The sequence below is a fragment of the Streptomonospora nanhaiensis genome (genome assembly GCF_026642255.1).
Lineage (GTDB): Bacteria > Actinomycetota > Actinomycetes > Streptosporangiales > Streptosporangiaceae > Nocardiopsis > Nocardiopsis tropica.
The window spans coordinates 3,631,296-3,655,183 of sequence record NZ_CP113264.1; the positions used below are offsets into that span (position 1 = coordinate 3,631,296).

The 23,888-nt window shown below is 73.6% G+C and carries 20 protein-coding genes; 9 read left to right on the forward strand and 11 right to left on the reverse strand.

The window, feature by feature from the left end; translation table 11 throughout:
• Window positions 1-209: 209 nt before the first annotated feature.
• The gene (locus tag OUQ99_RS15745) at window positions 210-716 is read right to left on the reverse strand and encodes a dsRBD fold-containing protein (protein ID WP_267944502.1); all 507 of its coding nucleotides are present in this window, start codon (window positions 714-716) and stop codon (window positions 210-212) included.
• Between the two features lie 140 nt (window positions 717-856).
• Between OUQ99_RS15745 and OUQ99_RS15750 the strand changes: the two genes are divergently transcribed.
• The 4 genes from OUQ99_RS15750 to OUQ99_RS15765 all read left to right on the forward strand — a co-directional run bounded on the left by OUQ99_RS15750 (window position 857) and on the right by OUQ99_RS15765 (window position 4,821).
• Complete coding sequence (locus tag OUQ99_RS15750) at window positions 857-1,513, forward strand: class I SAM-dependent methyltransferase (RefSeq protein ID WP_267944503.1); 657 nt, start codon at window positions 857-859, stop codon at window positions 1,511-1,513.
• Between the two features lie 122 nt (window positions 1,514-1,635).
• Window positions 1,636-2,196 (forward strand): TrmH family RNA methyltransferase, encoded by a 561-nt coding sequence (locus OUQ99_RS15755; RefSeq protein ID WP_267944504.1) that lies wholly within the window; start codon window positions 1,636-1,638, stop codon window positions 2,194-2,196.
• 235 nt (window positions 2,197-2,431) lie between these two features.
• Window positions 2,432-3,814 (forward strand): hemolysin family protein, encoded by a 1,383-nt coding sequence (locus OUQ99_RS15760; protein ID WP_267944505.1) that lies wholly within the window; start codon window positions 2,432-2,434, stop codon window positions 3,812-3,814.
• Complete coding sequence (locus tag OUQ99_RS15765; RefSeq protein ID WP_267944506.1) at window positions 3,811-4,821, forward strand: hemolysin family protein; 1,011 nt, start codon at window positions 3,811-3,813, stop codon at window positions 4,819-4,821. Before OUQ99_RS15760 ends, OUQ99_RS15765 begins: the two co-directional genes overlap by 4 nt.
• Before the next feature lie 302 nt (window positions 4,822-5,123).
• Here the strand turns inward: OUQ99_RS15765 and OUQ99_RS15770 are convergent, their stop codons facing one another.
• From OUQ99_RS15770 to amaB, 3 genes are all read right to left on the reverse strand, one after another.
• On the reverse strand, window positions 5,124-5,552 hold the full coding sequence (locus OUQ99_RS15770) for an organic hydroperoxide resistance protein (RefSeq protein ID WP_267944507.1): 429 nt from the start codon (window positions 5,550-5,552) through the stop codon (window positions 5,124-5,126).
• Between the two features lie 65 nt (window positions 5,553-5,617).
• Complete coding sequence (locus OUQ99_RS15775; protein WP_267944508.1) at window positions 5,618-6,109, reverse strand: MarR family winged helix-turn-helix transcriptional regulator; 492 nt, start codon at window positions 6,107-6,109, stop codon at window positions 5,618-5,620.
• Window positions 6,110-6,258: 149 nt separating this feature from the next.
• Window positions 6,259-7,806 (reverse strand): L-piperidine-6-carboxylate dehydrogenase, encoded by a 1,548-nt coding sequence (gene amaB, locus OUQ99_RS15780; protein WP_267944509.1) that lies wholly within the window; start codon window positions 7,804-7,806, stop codon window positions 6,259-6,261.
• A 201-nt stretch (window positions 7,807-8,007) separates the two neighbouring features.
• Between amaB and OUQ99_RS15785 the strand changes: the two genes are divergently transcribed.
• Both OUQ99_RS15785 and OUQ99_RS15790 read left to right on the forward strand, forming a co-directional pair.
• Complete coding sequence (locus OUQ99_RS15785; RefSeq protein WP_267944510.1) at window positions 8,008-9,102, forward strand: pyroglutamyl peptidase; 1,095 nt, start codon at window positions 8,008-8,010, stop codon at window positions 9,100-9,102.
• A 143-nt stretch (window positions 9,103-9,245) separates the two neighbouring features.
• Entirely contained in the window at window positions 9,246-10,895 is a 1,650-nt protein-coding gene (locus tag OUQ99_RS15790; RefSeq protein WP_267944511.1) for a polysaccharide deacetylase family protein, read from the forward strand.
• A 148-nt stretch (window positions 10,896-11,043) separates the two neighbouring features.
• Here the strand turns inward: OUQ99_RS15790 and OUQ99_RS15795 are convergent, their stop codons facing one another.
• Window positions 11,044-12,456: an aldehyde dehydrogenase family protein gene (locus OUQ99_RS15795; RefSeq protein WP_267944512.1), complete on the reverse strand. Its 1,413-nt coding sequence runs from the start codon at window positions 12,454-12,456 to the stop codon at window positions 11,044-11,046.
• A gap of 59 nt (window positions 12,457-12,515) precedes the next feature.
• Between OUQ99_RS15795 and OUQ99_RS15800 the strand changes: the two genes are divergently transcribed.
• Window positions 12,516-13,223: a TetR/AcrR family transcriptional regulator gene (locus OUQ99_RS15800; RefSeq protein ID WP_267944513.1), complete on the forward strand. Its 708-nt coding sequence runs from the start codon at window positions 12,516-12,518 to the stop codon at window positions 13,221-13,223.
• Here the strand turns inward: OUQ99_RS15800 and OUQ99_RS15805 are convergent.
• The 4 genes from OUQ99_RS15805 to OUQ99_RS15820 form a co-directional block, all read right to left on the reverse strand.
• Complete coding sequence (locus tag OUQ99_RS15805; RefSeq protein ID WP_267944514.1) at window positions 13,168-14,628, reverse strand: aldehyde dehydrogenase family protein; 1,461 nt, start codon at window positions 14,626-14,628, stop codon at window positions 13,168-13,170. The two genes, OUQ99_RS15800 and OUQ99_RS15805, sit on opposite strands and share 56 nt — an antisense overlap.
• Window positions 14,629-14,720: 92 nt before the next feature.
• The gene (locus OUQ99_RS15810) at window positions 14,721-15,569 is read right to left on the reverse strand and encodes an ABC transporter ATP-binding protein (RefSeq protein WP_267950400.1); all 849 of its coding nucleotides are present in this window, start codon (window positions 15,567-15,569) and stop codon (window positions 14,721-14,723) included.
• A 64-nt stretch (window positions 15,570-15,633) separates the two neighbouring features.
• Window positions 15,634-16,491: an ABC transporter permease gene (locus tag OUQ99_RS15815; RefSeq protein WP_267944515.1), complete on the reverse strand. Its 858-nt coding sequence runs from the start codon at window positions 16,489-16,491 to the stop codon at window positions 15,634-15,636.
• Complete coding sequence (locus OUQ99_RS15820; RefSeq protein ID WP_267944516.1) at window positions 16,488-17,351, reverse strand: ABC transporter permease; 864 nt, start codon at window positions 17,349-17,351, stop codon at window positions 16,488-16,490. Before OUQ99_RS15820 ends, OUQ99_RS15815 begins: the two co-directional genes overlap by 4 nt.
• A gap of 296 nt (window positions 17,352-17,647) precedes the next feature.
• On the opposite strand from OUQ99_RS15820, the gene OUQ99_RS15825 reads away from it, so the two are divergent.
• Window positions 17,648-18,811, forward strand: a complete 1,164-nt coding sequence (locus OUQ99_RS15825) for a 4-hydroxybenzoate 3-monooxygenase (protein WP_267944517.1) — start codon at window positions 17,648-17,650, stop codon at window positions 18,809-18,811.
• Window positions 18,812-18,895: 84 nt separating this feature from the next.
• On the opposite strand, the gene OUQ99_RS15830 is transcribed toward OUQ99_RS15825, so the two are convergent.
• Both OUQ99_RS15830 and OUQ99_RS15835 read right to left on the reverse strand, forming a co-directional pair.
• A complete protein-coding gene (locus OUQ99_RS15830) occupies window positions 18,896-19,561 on the reverse strand; it encodes a lytic polysaccharide monooxygenase auxiliary activity family 9 protein (protein ID WP_267944518.1) in 666 nt (221 codons plus the stop codon).
• A 665-nt stretch (window positions 19,562-20,226) separates the two neighbouring features.
• Window positions 20,227-22,026, reverse strand: coding sequence for a serine/threonine protein kinase (locus tag OUQ99_RS15835; protein ID WP_267944519.1), 1,800 nt, complete (start codon window positions 22,024-22,026; stop codon window positions 20,227-20,229).
• 593 nt (window positions 22,027-22,619) lie between these two features.
• Between OUQ99_RS15835 and OUQ99_RS15840 the strand changes: the two genes are divergently transcribed.
• Window positions 22,620-23,873: a cytochrome P450 gene (locus OUQ99_RS15840; RefSeq protein ID WP_267944520.1), complete on the forward strand. Its 1,254-nt coding sequence runs from the start codon at window positions 22,620-22,622 to the stop codon at window positions 23,871-23,873.
• Window positions 23,874-23,888: the final 15 nt, after the last annotated feature.

A 23,888-nucleotide genomic window follows, 5' to 3' on the forward strand; every position in this document is an offset into this window, starting at 1 on the left:
CCTCGTCGTCCGTTCCCTGGCGGACACGACGAAGTCCCAGCCCGTCCGGGGCTGGGACGTCCCCCCGCCGAGGGGGCGGGAGTCGTGCCCGACTTCCGAGTGTGCCCGATGCCGGTGACCACCGGGTGCAAACCTCCTATGGCGGAGGTGGCCGGTTCCGGACCTCCGGGCGACCCGGGCGGGCGAGCGGCGGCCGTGCCTCCCGGGCGTCAGGTGGGACGCCAGGGGGTCCCGGTGTTGTCGTTGATGTCCTCCGCGGCGACCTGGCGGAGTTGGCGTGAGAGGTCGGAGAGCGCCCGCGAGACCGCGAGTTCCTCACCGATCTCCGGGACGTCGAGGTCGGTGGGGTGCTTGCGCGACATGCCGTGTCCGCGCAGAGCCGTACCGTCGTCGGCCACCAGCCCGACCTCGGCCCAGGTGCGCGCGCTCTCGCCCTCGTTCTCCTCCTCGACGACGACGTCGACGTTCCAGCGCTTGGTCGTGTGCATTGCGTCCGTCCCCTCTGCCTCCGCGCCCGTGCCGCCGGGCGGGTGTTCGATGTGGGCGTCCGGCCCCGGGTAGACCAGGGCGTCGTGCCCGCCTTCGGCGTCGGACCAGTGCACCTGGTACGGGGGCGACCCGCCCGCCCCCCGGATCCCGGTGACGACGCCGGTCCTGCGGTGGGCGTCGTCGCGCGGGCTCTCCACCACCAGTCGGTCCCCTACCTCTGCTCGCATGGGATACCCCACAAACCTCGGATACCTCCATCTTCCGCACTGTCCCGGGCACGGTCTCCGGGGTTGGGGATTTCGTTCCCCCGGGCAGGTGAGGTTTTTGCCGGTACGCGGCGCGCCACGGGCCCTGGTAGCGTCACGGCGTGGCCCAGCACTACTTCGACTCCGACCCCGACGCCGCCAGCCGGCCCTCCACCGCGGACCTGGTCCTGCCGGACCTGCACCTGCGCCTGAACACCGACCGGGGCGTCTTCTCCCCCGACAGGGTCGACCTCGGCACACGCGTGCTCCTGGAGACGGTCCCGGCCCCGCCGGCGGGCGGGCGCCTGCTCGACCTGGGGTGCGGCTACGGCCCCGTCGCCCTGACCATGGCCTCACGCGCCCCGGGCGCGACCGTGCTGGGCGTGGACGTCAACTCCCGCGCCGTGGGCCTGGCCCGGCGCAACGCCTCCGACCACGGGCTGGACAACGTCCGGTTCGCGGTCGTCTCCCCCGAGGGGGAGCCGGTGCCGGAGCAGGACCGGGAAGGGGCTCCCGCGCCCCTGGCCGAGGACCTGCTCGGCCCCTTCGACGCGCTGTGGTCCAATCCGCCGATCCGGGTGGGCAAGGGCGTGCTGCACGCGATGCTGCGCACCTGGCTCGGCCGGCTCTCCCCCGAGGGCGTGGCCCACCTCGTGGTCCAGCGCCACCTGGGGTCCGACTCGCTCCAGAAGTGGCTGGACGCCGAGGGCCTGCCCGCCGAACGTGTGGCCTCACGGGCCGGCTTCCGGGTCCTGGCCGTGCGGCGTTCGGCCGACTGAGAGACGTTTTGCCTGGATGTGTCAGGGGTCATGCGTGCGCGCGGGCCCGCTGACCGGTAGCCTGTTGCGAACATCCGCACACCGGGACCGCCCGGGTACACCCGCTGAGGAACACACCGCAGTTGAGCACGCAGTTGCGCCCCACCGACGTCAAACGCCTCAACCGTGAATGGCGCCGGCGCACCGAGGGGCGACTCGCCCTCATCGTCGAATCCGTCACCCAGCCCTTCAACCTGGGATCGATCCTGCGCACCTGCGCGACCTTCGGGGTGGACCAGGTCTGGCTCACGGGCAACAGCGCGGACCCCGACGACCCCAAGGTCGGCAAGACCGCCCTGGGCACCGCCGCCAAGGTGAGCCACACGCGGCTCTCCTCGACCGCCGAGGCCCTGTCCGCGGCGCGGGCCGACGGCTACAAGGTCGTGGCCGTCGAACTGGCCCGGGGCGCGGTGCCGCTGCACGCGGCCCCCCTGGAGCCTGACGTGTGCCTGGCCGTCGGCGCCGAGGACCACGGCTGCTCCCCCGCCCTCCTGGCGGGCGCGGATGCCGTCACCTACATTCCCCAGATCGGGCGGGTGGGATCGCTGAACGTGGCCGTCGCCACCTCGATCGCCCTCGCCGAGGCCCGCCGTCGCGAGTGGGTCTCCTTCGGCGAAGAGGCCGACGCTCCCGTCGGGAGCTGAGCGTCCGGGAACTTTCCCGGCGGCTTTTTCGTCATTCCATCGCAGTACCAACACCAGTCACACACTCAACGCGTGTCAGCGCAGAGAGAGGAACAGTGGACCCGTCCCGAAGTACCAGCAGCATCCCTCACGGATGCTGTGACCCAGACCTCGACGAGCCTCCTTCTCCGAAGGGTGCGCACCCTCGTAGCAACCAGGATCCGACCACGAACCGGAACCAGGCGGTGCGTGCCCGATGATGAGCACAGTCCTCAGTATCGCCTTCGGATTCCTGGTGGTCTTCCTGATCACCGTGGCGACGGGCTACTTCGTCGCCCAGGAGTTCGGCTACATGGCCGTGGACCGCTCGCGCCTGCGGGCGAGGGCCGCGGCCGGTGACGCAGGGGCCAAACGGGCCCTGGACATCACCAACCGCACGTCGTTCATGCTCTCCGGCGCCCAGCTGGGCATCACCGTGACCGCCCTTCTGGTGGGTTACGTGGCAGAGCCCATGATCGGCCAGGGAATCGGTGAACTCCTCGGCGGCGTCGGGGTGCCCACGGGCGCCGGCGTCGCGATCGGCACCGTTCTCGCCCTTGTCTTCTCCACCGTCATCCAGATGGTCTTCGGTGAGCTCTTCCCCAAGAACCTGGCCATCGCCCGGCCCGAGCCCGTGGCACGCTGGCTGGCGCTGTCCACGGGGATCTACCTCAAGATCTTCGGTCCGGTCATCTGGCTCTTCGACCAGGCCGCGATCCTGCTGCTGAAGGCGGTGCGGATCGAGCCGGTGGAGGACGTCCAGCACGCGGCGACCGCCCGCGACCTGGAGAGCATCATCGCCGAGTCCCGCGAGAGCGGGGACCTGCCCGCCGAGCTGTCCACCCTGCTGGACCGGACCCTGGACTTCCACGAGCGCACCGCCGGGCACGCGATGATCCCGCGTCCGGAGGTCACCACCGTGGAGGAGGGCGACCCGGTCAGCCGGGTCGTCGAGCTGATGGCCTCCGACCACTCCCGCTTCCCGGTCCTGGGCGACGGGGTGGACGACATCGTGGGCGTCATCTGCCTGCGGGACGTGCTCGCCCAGGGCGACCGCGACCTGTCCGACGTCAAGGTCAGCGAGGTGGCCCGGGAGACCGTCATGGTTCCCGCGTCCCTGCCTCTGCCCGTGCTGCTGGACCAGCTGCGCGAGGCGGGCGAGGAGTTCGCCTGCGTCGTGGACGAGTACGGCGGCCTGGCCGGGGTCATCACGACCGAGGACCTGGCCGAGGAGCTGGTCGGCGAGATCGCCGACGAGCACACCCCGGAGGAGGAGTCCCCGTCCTACCTGGACGGCGAGGGCTCCTACCTGGTCCCCGGCGCGCTGCACATCGACGAGGTCGAGCGGCTGATCGGGCACGACCTGCCCGAGGGCGACTACGAGACCGTCGGCGGGCTGGTCATCCACGAGCTGCACCGGCTGCCCGAGACGGGCGACCGGGTGGACATCGCCCTGCCCCGTCCGCCCAGCGCCCATGAAGGCGACCCCGACATGGCGCTGACCCTGATCGTCAACACCGTGCAGAGGCACGTTCCGCACACCGTGGAGCTGCGCCTGCGCGAAGCGGCCGAGAACGGCGCCGAGGAGGTGCGCGCATGAGTGACATGAACGTGTGGGTGGCCATGGCGGTGACCGCGGTCATCATCGCGTTGAGCGCGTTCTTCGTGGCCATCGAGTTCGCCCTGGTGGCGGCCCGCCGCTACCGGCTGGAGGAGGCCGCGGAGACCAGCGCCTCGGCGCGGGCGGCGCTCAAGAGCGCCCGCGACCTGTCGCTGCTGCTGGCCGGATCGCAGCTGGGCATCACGCTGTGCGCCCTGGCGCTGGGCGCGATCTCCAAGCCCGCGGTCCACCACCTGCTGGAGCCGCTGTTCGGCGGCCTGCCCAGCACGGTGGGGTACGTGGTCTCGTTCGTGGTGTCGCTGATCATCGTGACCTTCCTGCACCTGGTCGTGGGCGAGATGGCGCCCAAGTCCTGGGCGATCTCCCACCCGGAGAAGTCGGCGATCATGCTGGCGATCCCGATGCGGGCGTTCATGTGGTTCACCCGCCCGGCCCTGCTGATGCTGAACGGCATGGCCAACTGGTGCCTGCACCGGCTGGGTGTGGAGGCCGTGGACGAGATGTCCTCCGGCCACAACCCGGACGACGTGCGGGAGCTGGTGGAGCACTCCGCCAAGGCGGGCGCCCTGGACGCCGAGAGGCGCGCCCAGCTGGCCACCGCCCTGGAGGTGAACTCCCGCCCGCTGAGCGAGATCGTCACCCGGCGCGAGGAGATCGCCTCGGTCGCCCCCGAGGACGGGGTCGAGGTCATCAAGCAGGTGTCGCGCAGCTCCACGCACCTGAGGCTGGTGGTCATGGACCGCGAGGAGCCCGTGGGCGTCCTGCACGTGCGCGAGGCCCTGACGAGCCCCGCCGGGACGACCGCGGCGGACCTGATGCGCCCCGTGCTCACGCTGCCCTCGGGCACGCCGATGTACGCGGCGATGAGCATCATGCGGGAGAGCCGCAGCCACCTGTCGCTGGTGGAGGAGGACGGCGAGGTGATCGGCCTGGTCACCCTCCAGGACATCCTGGACCGCCTGCTGCTGCTGGAGACGGCCGCCTGACGAGGGCGGAACCGGTGCGTCACGGGGCCGGGAGGGACCGAGGGGTCCCTCCCGGCCCCTTCGCACGGGCGGGTCGCCGCGGGGGCTGCGCGTGCGCCCGGCGGCCTGGCGCACGCGTGAGGGGGAGGGCGCTCACGCGCCCTCCCCCTCGTCGCGGATCGTGCCGGATGCGGCGGCCGGGGCCCGCCCTCCGCCGCCCTCCCCTGCCGGGGGCGCGTGCGGGCGTCGAACCCCGGCCGGCGGGTACGGGGACCGCCGGGGGCGGGCCCCGCCCCGTACCGGCCGCGTCTGCGATCGGCGCGTCAGGCGGTCTTGACCACCAGGTCGACCTCGATGTTGCCGCGCGTGGCGCGGGAGTAGGGGCACATCTGGTGGGCGGCCTCGACGAGCTCCTCGGCCTTGGCCTGCTCCACGCCGGGGATGGTGACGGTGAGCTGCACGGCGATGTCCAGGCCCTCGTCGGACTTGCCGAGCGTCACCCGGGCCTCGATGAACGAGCCCTCGACGTCGGTCTTGGACTGGCGGGCCACGTTCTTGAGCGCACCGTGGAAGCAGGCGCCGTAGCCGACGGCGAAGAGCTGCTCGGGGTTGGTGCCGAGGCCGTCGTCGCCGCCCACGCCCTTGGGCACGGACAGGTCGACCGCGAGGCGCCCGTCGTCGGTCTTCCCGCTGCCCTTGCGGCCCTCGCCGGTGACGGTGGCGTTGGTGGTGTACATGGCCTTGTATGCCATTGCTTGCCTCTCTCCCGGCTCCGCACGCGCGGAGCCAACAGTGGTGGGTTTCTTCCGGTGCGTGGTCAGGTTCCGGGCGCTTCGGCCGTGTCGCACGGGGCGCGCCTGCTCGCGGCCGTCTCCACCGAGAAGGTGAGGCGGCCGAGCGCGTCCCGCAGCTCGCGGGCCTGGGCGGCCGTCAGGTCCGTGGCGCAGACCAGCCGGCCGGGGATGTCCGTCGCCCGCTCCCTCAGGGCGAGGCCCCGCGGGGTGGCGGTGACGCGGACGACGCGCTCGTCGGTGGTGCTGCGCTCCCGGGTCAGGAGCCCGGAGGCCTCCAGCCTGCGCAGCAGGGGGGAGAGCGTGCCCGAGTCCAGGTGCAGGGCGCGGCTGAGCTCCTTGACCGTGAGCGTTCCGCGTTCCCACAGGACGATCATCACCAGGTACTGGGGGTAGGTGAGTCCCAGGTCCCCCAGCAGTTCCCGGTACAGCCCGGTCAGGGCCCGGGAGGCGGTGTAGAGGGAGAAGCACAGCTGGTTGTCCAGCGCGAGGGGGTCGCCCTCGTCGGGATGCGCCACGGTGTTCCCTCCTGCCTCGCGGGCCCCGCGCCTGCGGGCTTGCCGGTGGCACCACCGTAGCAGAATTCAGTTGCACACAACATGGTTGACCACAACTTTTTGTGCGGCGCGCTGTCCGCGCCCCGCGGCGGGGCGCGGACAGCGGGGTGTCACAGGAAGCGGACCCCCTGGGCCAGGGGCAGCTCTCCGCCGTAGTTCACGGTGTTCGTCGCCCGGCGCATGTACGCCTTCCAGGAGTCCGAGCCCGACTCGCGGCCGCCACCGGTGTCCTTCTCACCGCCGAAGGCGCCGCCGATCTCCGCGCCGGAGGTGCCGATGTTGACGTTGACGATCCCGCAGTCGGACCCCGCCGCCGACAGGAACCGCTCGGCCTCGGCCTGGTCCTGGGTGAAGATCGCCGACGACAGCCCCTGGGGCACGCCGTTGTGCAGCTCGACCGCCTCCTCCAGCGTGCTGTAGGCCAGCACGTACAGGACGGGCGCGAAGGTCTCCTCCCGCACCACCTCGGTCTGCGCCGGCATGCGCACCACCGCGGGCTCCACGTAGTAGGCGTCCGCGGCGGCCTCCTCCCACCTGCGGGCGCCGCCCACCAGCACCTCGCCCCCGTCGGCCTGCGCGCGCTCCAGCGCGGCCCGCATCGCGGTGTGGGAGCGCTCGCCGATCAGGGGACCCACCAGGGTCGACTCCTCGAAGGGGTCCCCGATGCGGTCGCGCAGCTGCTTGTAGGCGTCCACGACCCGCCGGGCGACCTCGTCGGCCACGTCCTCGTGCACGATGAGCCGCCGCAGGCTCGTGCACCGCTGCCCCGCCGTCCCCGCCGCGGCGAACACGCTCCCGCGCACCACCAGGTCCAGGTCGGCGGACGGGGCGACCACGGCCGCGTTGTTGCCGCCCAGCTCCAGCAGGTAGCGGCCCATCCGCGCGGCCACACGCGGCGCGACGGCGCGGCCCATCGCCGTCGACCCGGTCGCCGACAGCAGCGCCACCCGCCCGTCCTCCACCAGGGCCTCACCGACCTCGCGGTCCCCCAGCACCAGCCGGTGGACGTCGGCGGGCGCGCCCACGTCCTCCGCCGCCCTCATCAGGAGCCCGTGGCAGGCGAGCGCGGTGAGCGGGGTCAGCTCCGAGGGCTTCCACACCACCGTGTCGCCGCACACCAGCGCCACACAGGTGTTCCACGACCACACGGCCACCGGGAAGTTGAACGCCGTGATCACACCGACCACGCCCAGGGGGTGCCAGGTCTCCATCAGGCGGTGGCCGGGCCGCTCCGAGGGCATGGTGCGGCCGTACAGCTGCCGGGACAGGCCCACCGCGAGGTCGCAGATGTCGATCATCTCCTGGACCTCGCCCAGGGCCTCGGAGTGGATCTTGCCCGCCTCCACGGTCACCAGCGCGGCCAGGTCCGCCTTGTGCTCGCGCAGGAGCTCGCCCAGCCGGTGCACGAGCCGGCCCCGCACGGGCGCCGGGGTGTCCCGCCACTGCGACGTGAAGGCCTCGTGGGCGGCGGTGACGGCCCGCTCGGCGGAGGCGGCGGTGTCGAACTCGACGGGGAAGAGGATCTGTCCGGTGATCGGCGTCCTCGCCACCCCGGCGGCCCCGACCGGCTCGCGCAGCCGCTCGACGCCGCACCGTCCCAGGGCGTCCCTCGCGCGCTCGGCGAGTCGCTCGGTGTCGGGGAGGGCGGAAGTGTCCATGTGTTTCTCTCTCCGTTGAGAGGGCCTGCGGTCACCACACACCCTGCCAAGTCCGAGCCGCCCGGTCCAGCCCCCGGGACCTGTTCCGGGACGCGCCGCACACCCCTGCCACAGCGGGGTTCGGGCGACGTTAGACTCGGCTGGCTCCACCCCCCGGATCCCCGCACACGCCAGCCCCGCCTTCCGACAGACAGCGACCCCGTGCACCACGACACCACGCCCGAAGAGGACCGCGCCGGGCTCCCCGAGCCCCGCCGCATCCTGGCCCGTTCCGGTTTCGGCGCAGCCGAACCCCTGTTCAGCGCCGACCTGCGCGCCGCCACCGACCTCGCCCAGGCCCGCGAGGCGGTCTCCGCACACGCCTCCCGCCTGTGGACCGAGGCCACACGCACCGACGTCGACGGCCCCGACGACCGCCCCCCGTACTGGGCACGGCTGGTGCTCGCCGCCCGCCTGCGCACCTGGAGACCGGGGTTCGCACTCTCCGAGGCCGAGCGCGCCGACCTGCTGCACCTGCTGGAGACCGGCTCGCGCGGGATCACCGACCTCGACTTCCCTCCGGGCGAGCGGTGGATCCGGATCGTCGTGACCGGTTTCGACCCCTTCCGCCTGGACGAGGACCCGGGGTGCTCCAACCCGTCGGGGGCCGCGGCCCTGGACCTCAACGGATGGACCTTCCCCGTGGGCGGGCGCACCGCCGTGGTGCGCACCGCCGTGTTCCCCGTGCGGTGGGCGGACTTCGACGCCGGCCTGGTGGAGGAGGCCCTGGCCGACCAGCACGGGCGCGCCGACGCCGTGGTCACCCTCAGCCGGGGGCGCCCCGGGCGGTTCGACATCGAGGAGTGGAACGGGATCTGGCGCGGAGGGGGGCCGGACAACGTCCGCGAGGTCCGCACCGGCCGCGCCCCGGTGCCCGGCCCCGACGCGCCGGAGTGGACGCGCTCGTCGCTCCCCGGCGCCAGGATCGCGGAGGCCACCGCGGGACGCCCCTACCCGGTGGTGGTCAACGCCGCGGTCACCGAGGTCCCCGCCGGGGCCGACGAGCAGCGGGAGCGGCCCGACGGCCCCAGCGAGGGCTCCGCCGCGCGCCGCGGGGGCGGCGGGAACTACCTCTCCAACGAGATCGCCTACCGCAACACCCTGCTCCGGGACCGCTCCGGGTGGGAGGTCCCGGCCGGGCACGTCCACCTGCCCAAGGTCGCGGGCCCGGGCGAGAACGCCGCGGTCCTGGCCCAGGTGCGCGAGATCGTGCGCACCGTGGCCGAGGCCGCGGGGGCCTCTCCCCCGACGGCCTGAGGGGTCGGCCGACGGGGCCGCGGAGGCGTTCACGGTCCCGTTCGGCCTGGTGAGTGCATCGAATTGGCCAATTCGGCACCCAGAGTGCTCCAGGAGACGCGCGGTGGTCCTCCCCCGGCCGGGCGCTTCGATATGGTCCCCCCGTGGCTGTCACCTCACTGCGACGAAATCTCTCTGTCAGCGCTGCCCTGGGCCTGCTCCTGGTCCCGGGCTGCCATGCCGCGGACCAGGCGCTCCCGTACGCCGAGGCGGTCCGCACCCCGGTCGACGAGATGCCCGGCCTGGAGTCGGAGACCCTGTCGGTGACCACCGACCACAGTGTGGTGAGTTACCGGTATCCGCTGCTGGGCGGCGCGCCCGCGCTCATGACCGAACTCCGCACCTCCATGGCCGAGCGGCAGACGGCCTTCCTGGAGGAGCTTCCCGGGGGCGGCACCCCGGAACTGCACCAGGACGTGGCCCTGCTGGCCGCCTCCTCCGAGGTCGTCGGGGTGCGGCTCACCGCGGCCGCCTCCGCGGGGACCAACGACACCTTCGACGCGCGCAGCCTGTGGTACGACGTCGCCGGGGAGAGGGTCCTGCCCTGGACCTCGCTCTTTCGCGACGAGGCCGCCATCGAGCAGGCGCACCTGGAGGTGGCCGGGATCCTGGAGGACAGCTACCACCTCCCGGTCCAGGAGATGCCGGGCCTGGTCGGCGAGGTCGCCGCCCGGGCCGCGCAGAACGGGGAGGAGGGCGAGGAGGGCGCCGACACCGCCGCCGCCGATGGCGGCGCCCCGTCCCCCGGGGACGCCCGGGACGGGGGGCCGGACGGGGGCGGCGAGCCCCTGGACCTGACCGACCCGGAGCAGGCCGCGGAGGCCGCCGAGCGCTGGTCGGGCTCCCCTCTGGAGGACCTGGCGTTCAGCACCGCGGGCGGCCTGGCCGTCCGCATGGAGGCGGCCGACGTGCCGGGCGCGGGCCGTGTCGACGAGGTGCTGCTGCCGGTGGAGCCCGGGGACGCCGAGGAGCTGCTGTCCGAGCTGGGCTACCACGCCCGCGAGGCCGCGCTGGGCCGGAACACCGCCGACGAGGACTTCCCCCTGGGCGGGGGGCTGAGCGCCCGGGCCGGCGCCCTGGACTGCGAGCGCCTCAAGTGCGTGGCCCTGACCTTCGACGACGGGCCCGGCGAGCACACCGACGAACTCCTGGACATCCTCGCCGAGTACGACGCCCGAGCCACCTTCTACGTGCTGGGGTCCCTGGTGGGCGAGTTCCCCGAGCCCCTGGAGCGCATGGCGGCGGAGGGGCACGAGCTCGGCAACCACACCTGGAAGCACGACGACCTCGCGGGCATGTCGGGCGAGGCGGTGCGGCGGGACATCGAACGCACCAACCAGGCCGTGAAGGAGGTGATCGGCTCCGACCCGCCGACCATCCGCCCGCCCTACGGGTCGCTCAACGGCACGGTGCGCGAGGCCGTCGACCAGCCGCTCATCCTGTGGGACGTGGACACCCTGGACTGGCAGAGCCGCGACACCGGCGCGATCAGCGAGCACGCGCTGGAGCACTCCGTGCCCGGCAGCGTCGTCCTCTTCCACGACATCCACGAGACGTCGGTGCGGGCCATCCCGGACGTGCTCTCGGGGCTGCACCGGGAGGGCTACCACTTCGTGACGGTCACCGACATCTTCGGCGCGGACGCGCTCACCGCGGGCAAGGTGTACACCGACGCCCAGCCCGCCGGACAGGACGGCGGGGACGGGGACGGAGAGGGCGGGGACGGGAACGGAGAGGGCGGCGGCGGGGACTGATCCCGGGGATCGCATCCGCGGCCCGGTCCGGGCTCCCACGGGGGCCCCGGTCCGGGCCGCGGGCGCGTGGCAGGTCCCCGGCGGCGGGCCCGCGGGCCGCGCTCCCGCCGCCGGGGAGTTCCGCGCGGCCCCGCCGGCCCGGCCCCGGTCACAGGAGCTTGCGGAGCAGCTTCTCCTTGACGCCCGTGATGGGCGCGTAGGCGACCTTCATCGTGTCCATGAAGAGCGACTTGTCGAGCACCGACTTGGTGTGCGAGAACGTGTCGATCGAGGCCGTCGAGTGGTAGGCGCCCATGCCGCTGTCCCCCACGCCTCCGAAGGGCAGGCCGGGGACGGCCAGGTGGGCGATGGGCAGGCCGAACGCCAGGCCGCCCGAGGAGGTCTCGGTCGTCAGGCGCCGCTTGGTCAGGTCCGAGGCCGTGAACCCGTACAGCGCCAGCGGCTTGTCCCGCTCGTTGACGAAGGCGATCGCGGCGTCCAGGTCCGGCACCCGGACGACGGGCAGGATCGGCCCGAAGATCTCCTCTCCCATCACGGGCGAGTCGGGGTCGACGTCGCCCAGCACCGTGGGGGAGATGTAGAGCCGCTTGCGGTCGCGCTCGCCCCCGGCCGTCACCGTCCCGCTCTCCAGCAGGGCGGACAGCCGGTCGAAGTGGCGCTCGTTGACGATGCGCCCGTAGTCGGCGCTGCGGGAGGGGTCCTCGCCGAACATCTCCGTGATGGCGGCCGCCAGCTCCCGCTGGAGGGGTTCGGCGGTGTCCCCGATCGCGAGCACGTAGTCGGGGGCCACACAGGTCTGGCCCGCGTTGGTGAACTTGCCCCAGGCCAGGCGCCGTGCGGTGACCGCCAGGTCCGCGCCGGGCTCGACCACGGCCGGGCTCTTCCCGCCCAGTTCCAGGGTGACGGGGGTCAGGTGCTTGACGGCCGCGGCCAGGACGATGCGGGCCACCGCGCCGTTGCCCGTGTAGAAGATGTGCTCGAAGCGCTCCTCCAGCAGGGCGGTGCTCTCGGGGATGCCGCCCTCCACCACCGCGATCGCCTCGCCGTCCAGGTACCGGGGCACCAGCTCCCCCAGGGCTGCCGAGGTGGCCGGGGCGAGCTCGCTGGGCTTGACCAGGGCCGCGTTGCCCGCCGCGATCGCGCCCACCAGGGGTGCCAGCGACAGGTTGACCGGGTAGTTCCAGGGCGCCACGATCAGCACGGTGCCGAGCGGCTCGCGGACCTTGCGCGCCCTGGCCGGGGCCAGGGCCACCGGCACCGGCACCCGCTGCGGGCGCAGCCACGACGCCAGGTGCTTGAGCGTGTGGTCGATCTCGTTGACCACGAAGCCGATCTCGGTGGTGTGGGCCTCCACCGGGCTCTTGCCCAGGTCGGTGTACAGGGCCTTCTCCAGGGCCGGCCGCTCCTCGGTGAGGAGGCGCCGCAGCGCGCGCAGCTGGGCGCGCCGCCACGCGATCGGCTTGGTGCGTCCCGACGCGAACGCCGAGCGCAGCCCTGCCACGATCGGCGGGATGTCGGTGGTCAGGGTCAGCGGTTCGGCGGGGGTGTCGGTTGTCGTCATGAACCGATGGTAAACGAAAGTGTTTCGTTTCCAACAGGGCGCTCGCATAGGATTCCGGTATGACCACCGACCATCTGCCCGGCGTCTCCCGCACCCCCCGCCGGGGGCGCCCGCGGGACGCCGCCCGGGACCGCGCGCTGATGGACGCCACCCTCGCCGAACTCCAGGCCAACGGCTACAGCGGCCTGACCACCGCGGCCGTCGCCAAACGGGCCGGGGTCTCCACCGCCACCCTCTACCGCCGCTGGCGCTCCAAGGAGGACCTCGTCGTCGGCGCCGCCCGCGCCTGGGCCGAGGAACTGGGCCCCGACCGCGACACCGGCGCCCTGCACTCGGACCTGAGCGCCCTCCTGCACGACAAGGCCGCCGCCCTGGACGGGCCCTCCGGCCGCCTCCTGCGCGCCGTCCTGGGCGAGGCCGCCCACAACCGGGCCCTGGCCGACGTGCTCATGGACCAGTTCGTCATGCCCCTGCAGGAGCGGGTCGGCGCCGTCCTGGACCGGGCGGCCGGGCGCGGGGAGATCCCCCCGGTGGAGGACGCCCTCGTGGTGGGGGAGATGGTCATCGGGCCCATGGTGAGCCACACCTTCCTCATCCCCCACACCCCGGGGTCACGACCGGGCGTGGACATGGCGGAGCGGCTGCTCCCCTACCTGCTGAGGGCCCTGGGAGCGGCCACCGCACCCGTGCCCGAGGCCGCCGGGCGCGGGGTCAGAACGGGTAACGGGCCGGGTCGGCCTGCATCGTCACCCACTGGGTCGCGGTGAACGCCTCCAGGTTGGCGCGGGTGCCGCCGAAACGGGACCCCGTCCCGGAGTCGCCCACACCGCCGAAGGGGGCGACGGCCTCGTCGTCCACGGTCTGGTCGTTGATGTGCACGATCCCGCTGGGCACCCGGTCCGCGATCTCCATGCCGCGCATCGGGTTGCTGGTGAGCACACCCAGGGACAGGCCGTACTCCGAGGAGTTGGCCAGCTCCACCAGCTCGTCCACCGAGGAGAAGCGCACGACCGGGGCGACCGGCCCGAACACCTCCTCCGCGTAGGCGGGGGTCGCGGCGTCGACCCGGTCCAGGACGGTCGGCCGGTAGAACAGCCCCTCGTAGGTCCCGCCCGCGCGCAGCTCGGCCCCGTGGTCCACGCTGCCCGTGACCAGCGCGTGGATCTTGTCGCGCTGGCCGGCGTCGATCACCGGTCCGAGCGCCGAGCCGTCCGACTCGGCGTCTCCCACGGTCAGGGCGTCCGCCCTGGCCGAGAGCCGGTCCACGTAGGCGTCGGCGACGGACTCGTGCACCAGGTGGCGGCCGGTGGTCATGCAGATCTGCCCCTGGTGCAGGAACGAGCCCCAGGCGCCGACGGAGGCGGCCGCGTCCACGTCCACGTCGTCCAGGACCACCAGCGGCGAGTTCCCGCCCAGTTCCAGGTGGACCCGCTTGAGGTGGCGCCCGGCCGCCTCTCCGACCCTGCGCCCGGCGGCGGTGGACCCGGTGAAGGAGATGACCCGCACGTGCGGGTCGGCCACCAGGGCCTCCCCCGCGGCGGCCCCTCCGGGCAGCACCTGGAAGACGCCCTCGGGTACACCCGCCCTGCGGAAGACCTCGGCCATGACGGCGCCCCCGCAGACCGCGGTGCGCGGGTCGGGCTTGAGGATCACGGCGTTGCCGACGGCCAGGGCCGGGGCGACCGAGCGGATGCCCAGGATCAGGGGCACGTTGAACGGGGCGATCACACCGACCACCCCGGCCGGCACCTGGCGGGAGAAGCTCAGCCTCGGCTTCCCGGTGCGCAGGATCTCGCCGTGCGGCTGGGAGGCCAGGGCGGCGGCCTCGAAGCACTCCCCCGCCGCCACGTGCACCTGGAAGCCGGCCATCCCGGCCGCCGCGCCGCCCTCGCGGCGCAGCCACCCCATGATCTCGCCGGCGTTGGCCTCCAGCAGGTCTCCGGCGCGGCGCAGGACGGCGGCCCGCTCCTCGAAGGACGCGGCGGCCCACCCCCTCTGGGCCCGGGCGGCCCGCGCGGCGGCGTCGCGGACGTCGTCGGCGTCGGCGATGCCGGTGCGTCCCAGCACCTCCCCGCTCGACGGCGAGACCACGGGGGCGTCACCGCCCTTGGCCGGGGTCCACGCCCCGGTGAAGACGGCGGAGGTGAAGTCCTCGGAGGCGATCAGGGTCACGGTGTGTCTCCTTCGACGGTTTCCCGCGCGTGCGTGCGGGAGCTGTTCGGTGGGGCCGGTGCACGGGACCGGCGCCCGTGGACGGTGGGCGGTCAGCCCGCCGGGGACCCGCCGGCGACCGGGCTGCCCTCCCTGCCCCCGGTCCGGTCCTGCGGGCGGCCGTCCGCCCCCGCGTCGCCCCTCTTCGCCCTCTGGATCTCGGCGTAGACGCGGGTGCGCAGCTCGGTGAAGCGACCGTCCCGGCGGGTGGTGAGCTGGTCCCGCCCGGCAGGCAGGTCGACGGTGACGTCGTCCTGCACCACGGTCGGCGAGGAGGAGAGCACGAGGACCCGCTCCCCCAGGTAGACGGCCTCGTCGATGTCGTGGGTGACGAACAGGACGGTGACCCCGAGGCGCTTCCAGAGCGCGCGGATCAGGTCCTCCAGGTCGGCACGGGTCTGGGCGTCGACGGCGGCGAAGGGCTCGTCCATGAGCAGGACCTTGGGCTCATAGGCGACGGCGCGGGCGATGGCCACGCGCTGCTGCATGCCGCCGGAGAGCTGCCAGGGGTAGGCGTCGGCGGATCCGGCCAGCCCCACCGCCTCCAGTGCCTCGCGGACGAGGCCGGTGCGCCGCTCCACGGGTAGCCTCTTCTGCTTCAGCGGCAGTTCGACGTTGGCGCGCACACTCATCCACGGGAAGAGGCTGCGCCCGTACTCCTGGAAGACCACGGCCATGTCGGGCGGCGGCGCGGTGACGGGGCGGCCTTCGAGCTCGACGGTGCCGCCGGTGGGCGGCATGAGCCCGGCGATGCACTTGAGCAGGGTGGTCTTGCCGCAGCCGGAGGGACCGACGAGGCAGACGAGTTCGCCCTCGGCGAGTTCGAAGGTGAGGTCGCGGACGGCCTCGACGGCGACGGCTCCCCCGTCGTAGACCTTCCGGAGGCCGGTGACCTTGAGCATGGTGGGGCGTTCTCCCTCGTGGTCGGTCGTGGTCGTGGTCGGTTCCGCGGCGGCGCCCACGGGCTCACCCGCCCCGGTTCGCGGCGCGCAAACCCCGGTACCAGCCCAGGACGCGGCCCTCGACGAGCTCGAACAGCGCCGACAGGGCGAAACCGATCAGGCCGAGCAGGACCATGCCCGCCCACATCTCGGGGATGGCGAAGCTGCGCTGGAACTGGACGATGGCGAACCCCAGGCCGCTGGAGCTGGCGAACATCTCGCTGATGACCATGAGGATGATCGCCAGGGCCAGGGCCAGGCGCAGCCCGGCCATGATCTGCGGAGCCGCCGAGCGCAGGACCAGGACGCGCAGCCGTGTGGCGCCGGTGATGCCGTAGCAGCGGGCGGTGTCGGCCAGGACCGGGTCCACGGCGCGCACGCCCTCCACGGTGTTGAGCAGGACGGGCCACACGCAGCCGGAGACGATCACCATGACCTTCATGGAGTCGTCGATGCCGGCCAGCAGGATCATCAGCGGCACCAGGACCGGCGGCGGGACGGCGCGCAGGAACTCCAGGACCGGCTCCAGGAGGGCCCGGGTCCGGGGGGACAGGCCCAGCAGGACCCCCAGGCCCACACCGAGGACCGCCGCGACGGTGAAGCCGGTGAGCAGGCGGGCGATGCTCGGGAGCACGTCGGTGAAGAGGCGTTCGGAGAACCACAGCTCGACGAAGGCGGCGGCGATGAGGTCGGGGGTGGGCGTGTAGTAGCTGTCCGAGGCGGCGCCGGCGTAGGCGTAGACCCCGACGAGCACGACGGGGAGCAGGAGCACGTGCAGGGTGCGCAGGCCCAGTCGGCCCGCGGCGCCGCGGCGCGGTCGCGCGGCCGGGGCCCGCGTCCCGGCGCTGTCGTCGGACCGGGCGGTCCCGAGGGGACGGTTCATGCCGCTGCCTCCCCGCGGACGGACGCGTGCCAGTGCAGGACGCGGCGTTCCAGGGCGCGCACCCCGGTGTTGACCAGGACCCCGAGGCCGCCGGTGGCGACGATGAGCGCGTAGACCGAGGCAACGGCGCCGCTGGACTGGGCGACGGCGATCTCGCGGCCCAGGCCCGGGGAGCCGATGACGAGCTGGGCGGTGACGGACAGGATGAGCGCGACCGCCGCGGCCAGGCGCAGGCCCGTCATCAGGTAGGGCAGGGTGGTGGGCCACACGACGTGGCGGACGCGGGCCAGGCGGCCGAGCCCGTAGGAGCGCGCGGTCTGCTCGGCGACGGGGTCGACGTCGGCCACCCCGTACAGGACCTGGATGTAGAGGAGCCAGAAGGAGGCGTACACGACCAGGAGCAGGGTGGAGCGCAGGTCGGTGCCGTACATGAGGACGGCGAGCGGGATGAGCGCGACCGAGGGGATGGGGCGCAGGAAGTCCACCGTGGAGTCGGTGAAGGCGCGCACCCGGGGCAGCGAGCCCAGGGTGAGGCCGAGCAGGACGGCGGCGGCGAAGGCGATGGCCAGGCCCAGTGCCCATCCGGTGAGCGTGTCGCCCACGGCCGTCCAGAAGGCGGCCGTGGCGGCGCGTTCGGCCAGGGTGGCCAGAACCTCGGAGGCGGGCGGCAGGTGGCGGGCGGAGACGGCTCCCAGGCGCGGCGCGGCCTCCCAGAGCGCGAGGAGGGCGGCGATGCCCAGGGCCCCGAGGAGCGGCCTGTCGGGGCCCGCGCGCGCGGCCCGGCGCGTGCGGGCGCCGCCGCCCGCGGGTACGGCCGGCGGTGCGGCCCCGGTGGTGAGGACTGCCGGCCCACGGCGCATCGGCGCTCCAACCGCGTCGGGGTGGGCACCGGCGCCCACCACTGTACGTTTTGCGAACACTTGTTCTTTTGGCGAACATAGGTGATGCGGCTCACCGGGTCAAGATATGGTGCGGGCGCATTTCGACGCCATGGACGCCGACGGCGGGACGGCCGCGCCCGGGCGGGACACTCCGGGATCCGCGCCGCCGGACGGGGCCCACCGCCCCTCCTGCTCGTTCGTCATGTGAATATGTGTTCGCATAAGGAACTTCTGTGGCACCCGGGCGCCAAGCCCGACCGACGAGGGGACACCTGATGCGCACACGCGTCGGCATCATCGGAGCAGGGCCCGCCGGCCTCCTGCTCTCCCACCTGCTGCACCTGGCCGGCATCGAGTCGGTGGTGCTGGAAACGCGGGACCGCGCCTACGTCGAGGCCCGCCAGCGCGCGGGCGTCGTGGAACACGGCGTCGCCCGCCTCCTCCGCCGCAGCGGTCTCGGCGAGCGCATGGACCGCGAGGGCATCACCCACGACGGCATCGAACTGCGCTTCGACGGCCGATCCCACCGCGTGGACTTCTCCGACCTGTGCGGGCGCAGCGTCGAGATCTGGGCGCAGACCGAGATCGTCAAGGACCTGACCGCCCGGCGCCTGGCCGACGGAGGACAGGTCCTCTTCGGGGCCCGGGCCACCGCGATCGAGGGGATCGAGACCGACAGCCCCCGCGTGCGCCACACCCTGGAGGGCCGGGAGGAGGTGCTGGAGTGCGACTACGTGGCGGCCTGCGACGGCTTCCACGGGATCGGGAGGCGCAGCCTGCCCGAGGGCGTCGTCCGCACCTTCGAGCGCCTCTACCCCTTCAGCTGGCTGGGCGTGCTGGCCGACGTGCCGCCCTCGTGCGAGGAGCTGGTCTACGCCCGCCACGAACGCGGCTTCGCCCTGCACAGCATGCGCTCGGAGGAGGTGAGCCGCCTCTACCTCCAGGTGCCCAACGGCACCGACCCCGACGACTGGCCGGAGGAGCGGGTGTGGGAGGAGCTGGCCGAGCGCATGGCCGTGCCCGGCTGGGAACTGCGACGCGGACCGCTCACCTCCAAGGGCCTGACCCCCATGCGCAGCCTGGTCACCGAGCCGATGAGCCACGGGCGCCTCTACCTGGCCGGGGACGCCGCGCACATCGTGCCGCCCACCGGGGCCAAGGGGCTCAACCTGGCGCTGCACGACGTGGCGCTGCTCGCGGAGGGCCTGCGCGCCCGGTACACGCACGGCGGGACGGGGGCGCTGGAGGACTACTCGGCCGCGGCGCTGCGCCGGGTGTGGCGGGCCGAGCACTTCTCCTACTGGATGACCACGCTGCTGCACACCTCGGGCGACGCCTTCGACCACCGCCTCCAGCTCTCGCACCTGGAGTACCTGGCCTCCTCCCGGGCCGCCTCGACCCAGCTGGCGGAGAACTACACCGGCCTGCCCCGCCCCTAGAGGCGTTCGGCGGCGGACGCGGGCACGTCGGCCGGCCGTGCCGTTCCCCCCGCGCGGGGGGAACGGCACGGCCGGGGCGGCGGATCACCCGAAGACGACGTCCGAGCAGTTGTAGAACGCCTCGGGGCTGTCCGAGCGCTCCCACACCACGTACACGATGTGCTGGCCCTGCCGCTCGGGCAGGTCGACGTCCCAGTAGTACTCGGCGCCCTGGACGCCGCCCTGGCGCAGCGGCGGGTCGGTCACCTCGTCGATGAGCTCCAGGTCGTCCCAGGCGAGCGGGGAGCCGGGGTCCCACCCCTCCTCGGTGACGTAGGTGAAGAACGTACCCGGGTGCTGGGCCCAGGCGTTGTGGTGGAACTCGACCGTCTGCCCCGAGGGCAGGCCGGTGGTCGGCCAGTCGGTGCGCGCCGCGTTGAACGCGGAGAAGGCGGGAGTGGGCCCGCACAGCTCGCCGTCGGCCACGACCTCCTGGTGGCGGCCGTCGGCGTCGCCGATGAGGTTGCCGAACCAGTTCCAGAACGGGTACGAGCCGCCCTCGGCCAGGGCGTCGGCGCAGGCGGGGTTGGTCGGCTCGACGTTGCCGCCCGCGCCGCCCTCGAGTCCGTCGACGTAGCAGGCGTAGGTGCGGCTGGCGGGGTAGGTGAACGCGCCGTGGGCGGCGGCGGGCTGCGGGGCGAGCGACACGGCCAGCGCACCTGCGAGGGTGCCGGCCGCGGCGATCGCGCCCGCCTTGGTCACAGTCTTCACGGGGGGTCTTCCTTTCCGTCTGCGGGCCTGTCCGCCCGGCCTCCCGGCGGCTCCTCGCCCTGCCCGTTCCGGGTGGACCCGGCGAGGGCCCCGGCAGGGCTGCCCCGACCGCCCCTTTTCCTCGCACGATGGCGGCGCCCGCCGAGGAATCGGCTGCGCCGCCCCGACGGGGGCGGGGGCGTATCGGGACTTTCGTGAGCACCATGAACGGGCATTCATTTTGGGAACGCTCCCATGGCCTTGCACGGTGCAAGTTAACAGGAACGACACAGGCCCACAACGGGTCCTGGAGAAGAATTTTCGCGGTACGGATCGAACCGGACACGCTGAGCTACAGGCCCTTGCGGAACCCCGTCCGCCCTCGCACGGACCGGGCTCCCCTGACGTGCGCCGACCACCGCCCGGACACCCGGGGCCGCCTCCGCGCGAGCCCACCGCCGCGAACGCCGGAGTGCGCAAAGGTCAGTGTGTTCGCACCCTCAGGGAAGTATTCGGAACCGTGTCCGGCGAGGCCCGCCGACGCGCACCGCACTGGGTGGCGCGGCCCCCGTGCACGAGGGGCCCGGGGACATGGCCGGGGCCTCCCCGCCGACGGGGACCGCCCCGCCCCCTCCCCGGGCGGCCGCCCGGCCGGACCGGTGCCCCCGGGGGGGCACCCTCCCCGGTCAGCCCCAGAAACCGAAGCTGTACAGCAGGCCGTTGGTCGCCGCGACGACGCCCAGGGCGAGCACCGCCCCCGTGACGAACGAGGTGCGCAGCGAACGCACCAGGAACTCCAGCGACACCAGGTTGTTGAGGAGGAAGTAGCCCAGCATCGTCGCGTGCCAGAACCCGTCCATCGACAGCGGCTCGAAGTAGTAGGCCGAACCGGTCCACACATCCGTCTCGGTCGTGAACCACGCCCACGCCAGGGCCGCACCGTACCCCAGCGGGATCTGGATCAGCGGCAGGATCAGCAGCGGCAGGAGCTTGACGAAACCCCACAGGCCGGGCTGGTCGGCCCGGCGCGCCTCGGACTGCGCCCTGCGGGCCGCGTCCTGCTCCGCGCGCAGGCGGTCGCGGTGCACGCGCTCGGCCTCCTGCCGGCGGCGCTCCTCGATCCTCTGCTCCTCCATGCGGCGGCGCTGCTCCTCCTGCTGGCGCTGCTGCTCCGCGGCCAGGCGGCGCTGCTCCTCCTGCTGCCGGCGGCGCTCCTCCTCCTGGCGCCGCTGGTGGGCGCCGGTGTCGGCACGCCCGCCGCGGGGCCCGCCGTACAGGTCGGCGTAGGGGTCGTCCGCGCCCTGGTCGCCGTACGCCTGCCCCTGCTGGTACTGGGACGTGGCCCCCTGCCCGTACGGGGAGGCCGTCTGTCCGGGCTGCTGCTGCGTGGGCGGGAACTGCGCCGTGGGCTGGTACCCGCCCGGCGCGGAACCCGCCCCGTGGCCGGCGCCCTGCGTGCCCGCGACCCGGGTGGCCTGGTCGTCGCCGAACGCCCCCGCCGCGGCGGCTCCCCCCAGGGCCCCGGCCGCACCGCCCAGGGCGGCCGCGCCGCCGGCGCCGAGCACCTCCGTGCGCTGGTGGCCGCCGGTGGCCTGCGGGTCCCCCGCCGAGGTCGCCAGCGCCCGGTTGACCTTGGCCACCTGCTCCTGCACACCCGCCATCACCGCCGGGGGCAGCCAGGACGCCCCGGCGTGCACATCGCCCAGGTAGTCGAGGATCTCGCCCGGCCCGGGCCGCCCCTGCGGGTCCTTGGACAGGCAGGCGGCGACCAGGTGGCGCAGGCTCTCGGGCACCGCCGACAGGTCGGGCTCCCGGCTGATGATGCGCATGACCATGGTGGGCATGTTGCCCTCGCCGAAGGGCCCGGTGCCCGACGCCGCGAAGGCCAGGACGGCGCCGTAGGCGAACAGGTCGCCGGCAGGCGTCAGGTGCTCCCCCTGCACCTGCTCGGGGCTCATGAACCCCGGGGTCCCGATGATGGACTGGGTGGCGGCCGTGCCGTCCGTGGCACGGGCGATGCCGAAGTCGATCACCCGCGGCCCGTCCTCGGACAGCAGCACGTTGCCCGGCTTCAGGTCGCGGTGGATCAGGCCGACCCGGTGGATCTCCACGAGCGCCTCGGCGAGCCCCGCGGCGAGCACCCGCACACTCGCCTCCGGGAGCGGCCCGTACGCCTGCACCGCCTCGTCCAGGGGCAGCGAGGGAACGTAGGAGGTGACCAGCCACGGCACCTCGTCGTCGGGACCCGCGTCGATCACCGGGGCGGTGAACGCCCCGCTCACCTGGCGGGCCGCGGTGACCTCGCGCGCGAAGCGCTGGCGGAAGGAGGCGTCCGCGGCCAGGTGCGGATGGATGCGCTTGACCGCGACGGCCCGGCCGGCGGCCGAGCGTCCGAAGAACACCTGCCCCATGCCGCCGGCGCCCAGGCGCCCGATCAGCCGGTACCGGCCAATGCGTTCGGGGTCAGTGTTCTCTAGGGGACCCAACGTCCTCATCCTCCGACTCTGCCGCGACTGTCGTCCCGCGACTGCGCTCCCGGGACCCCCGCGATCGTAGCCAACGGCGGGTGGCGCGCCGACCGCGGACCGACCCCCGCGTCCGCGCGGGAAGGGGCCCAGTCTAGGGGGTTCGGCCGACACGGCACCCCTCCCTCCCGGAAGCGGGGGCGCGTGTCCGCCGTTCGCCGGACCCTGCCGGAAACGCCCCGGCCGACCGCGAAGTTCCCCCCTGGCCGCCACCGGCCAAGTTGCCGCACGCAGTGGCTGCGGCCCTCACGTCACACCTAGGGTCGTCCACATCACCCCCACTCGCACGGAGGACGCCGCGGACGCCGGCCCGGGGACGGCGTCCGGCCCGGCACAGGACCGCCACGGCGGCCCCCGCCGCGCCCGCGGGGCGGGGGACGCGTGCGCGAGGGAACGGGGGACCGGGTACGCGCCCTCCGGCCCGGCCCCCTCGGAACGGCACAGCGACCCCGGCCCGCCACCCGACAGCCGCTCCCCCGCCGCACTGCGTGCGAGGACGGGCCCGCCCGCCCGGGCCGGGAACGCCGGAGCACCGAGGAGAGGACCACACGGCCATGCAGACCATCGACGCACTGCGCATCGACGCCCGGCTGCGCGCGGCCCACAGCCTGTCATGGCTGTCCGCGCAGACGGGCGACCACCCCAGCCGCCTCCTGCACCACCCCTGGCGCGACAACCCCTACCCGACCTTCCGGCGGATGCGCTCCCAGGGCCCCTTCACCACCAGCAAGCTCGGCTTCCGCTCCGCCAACACCTACGAGGCGGTGAGCACCCTCCTGCGCAGCCGGGACTTCGGCGTGCAACCGCCCGCCGGGGCCGCCCTCCCCGGACAGTTCGACATCATCGACCTGTCCTTCCTCACGCTCGACCCGCCCGAGCACACCCGTCTGCGCGCCCTCGCCCGCCCCGCCTTCAGCCCGAGCCGCATGGCCGGGTACCGCACCGAGATCGAGAAGATCACCCACGAACTCCTCGACACGGCGACCGCCCGGCGCGACTTCGACCTCATGCGCGACTTCGCCCAACCCCTGCCGATCGCGGTGATCAGCCGCCTCCTGGGCATCCCCGAGTCCGACGACGCCCGGTTCGTCCAGATCGGCCACACCATCGGCGGCGCCCTGGACGGCGCCCGCTCGGCGGGCCACCTGCGCCGGATCGACAAGGCCTCGGCCGAACTGGACGCCCTCTTCGACCGGCTCATGGCCGAACGGCGCACCCGCCCCCGCGAGGACGTGATCTCCGCCCTGGTCGCCGAGGCCGACGACGGCGCGCTCACCCCCGCCGCACTGCGCGCGATGTGCCGCCTGCTGCTGGTCGCCGGGTTCGAGACCACGGTCAACCTGATCGGGAACGGGGTCATGGCCCTGCTGCGCCACCGCGAACAGTGGGAACGGCTGGTGCAGGACCCCGGCCTGGCGCCGGGGGCCGTGGAAGAGGTCCTGCGCTTCGACTCACCGGTGCAGATGACCACCAGATGGGCGCACACCGAGTCGACCGTGCAGGGCAGGCGACTGCAACCGGGCGACTACGCGCTGTGCCTGATCGGGTCCGCCAACCGCGACCCGGACCGCTTCGAGGACCCCGACCGGTTCGACATCACCCGCGAGGACGCCTCCGACCACCTCTCCTTCTCCAGCGGCGCCCACTACTGCCTGGGAGCCCCGCTGGCCCGCCTCGAGGGCGAGATCGCCCTGCGCGCCCTCGCCGAACGGCTCCCGCGCCTGCGCCCCACCGCCGTCCCCACCCGCCGCGGCACCACCGTCGTACGCTCCCTGTCCCGGTTCCCCGTCACCACCGGCACCCCCTGAGGAGGAGCCCCCGCA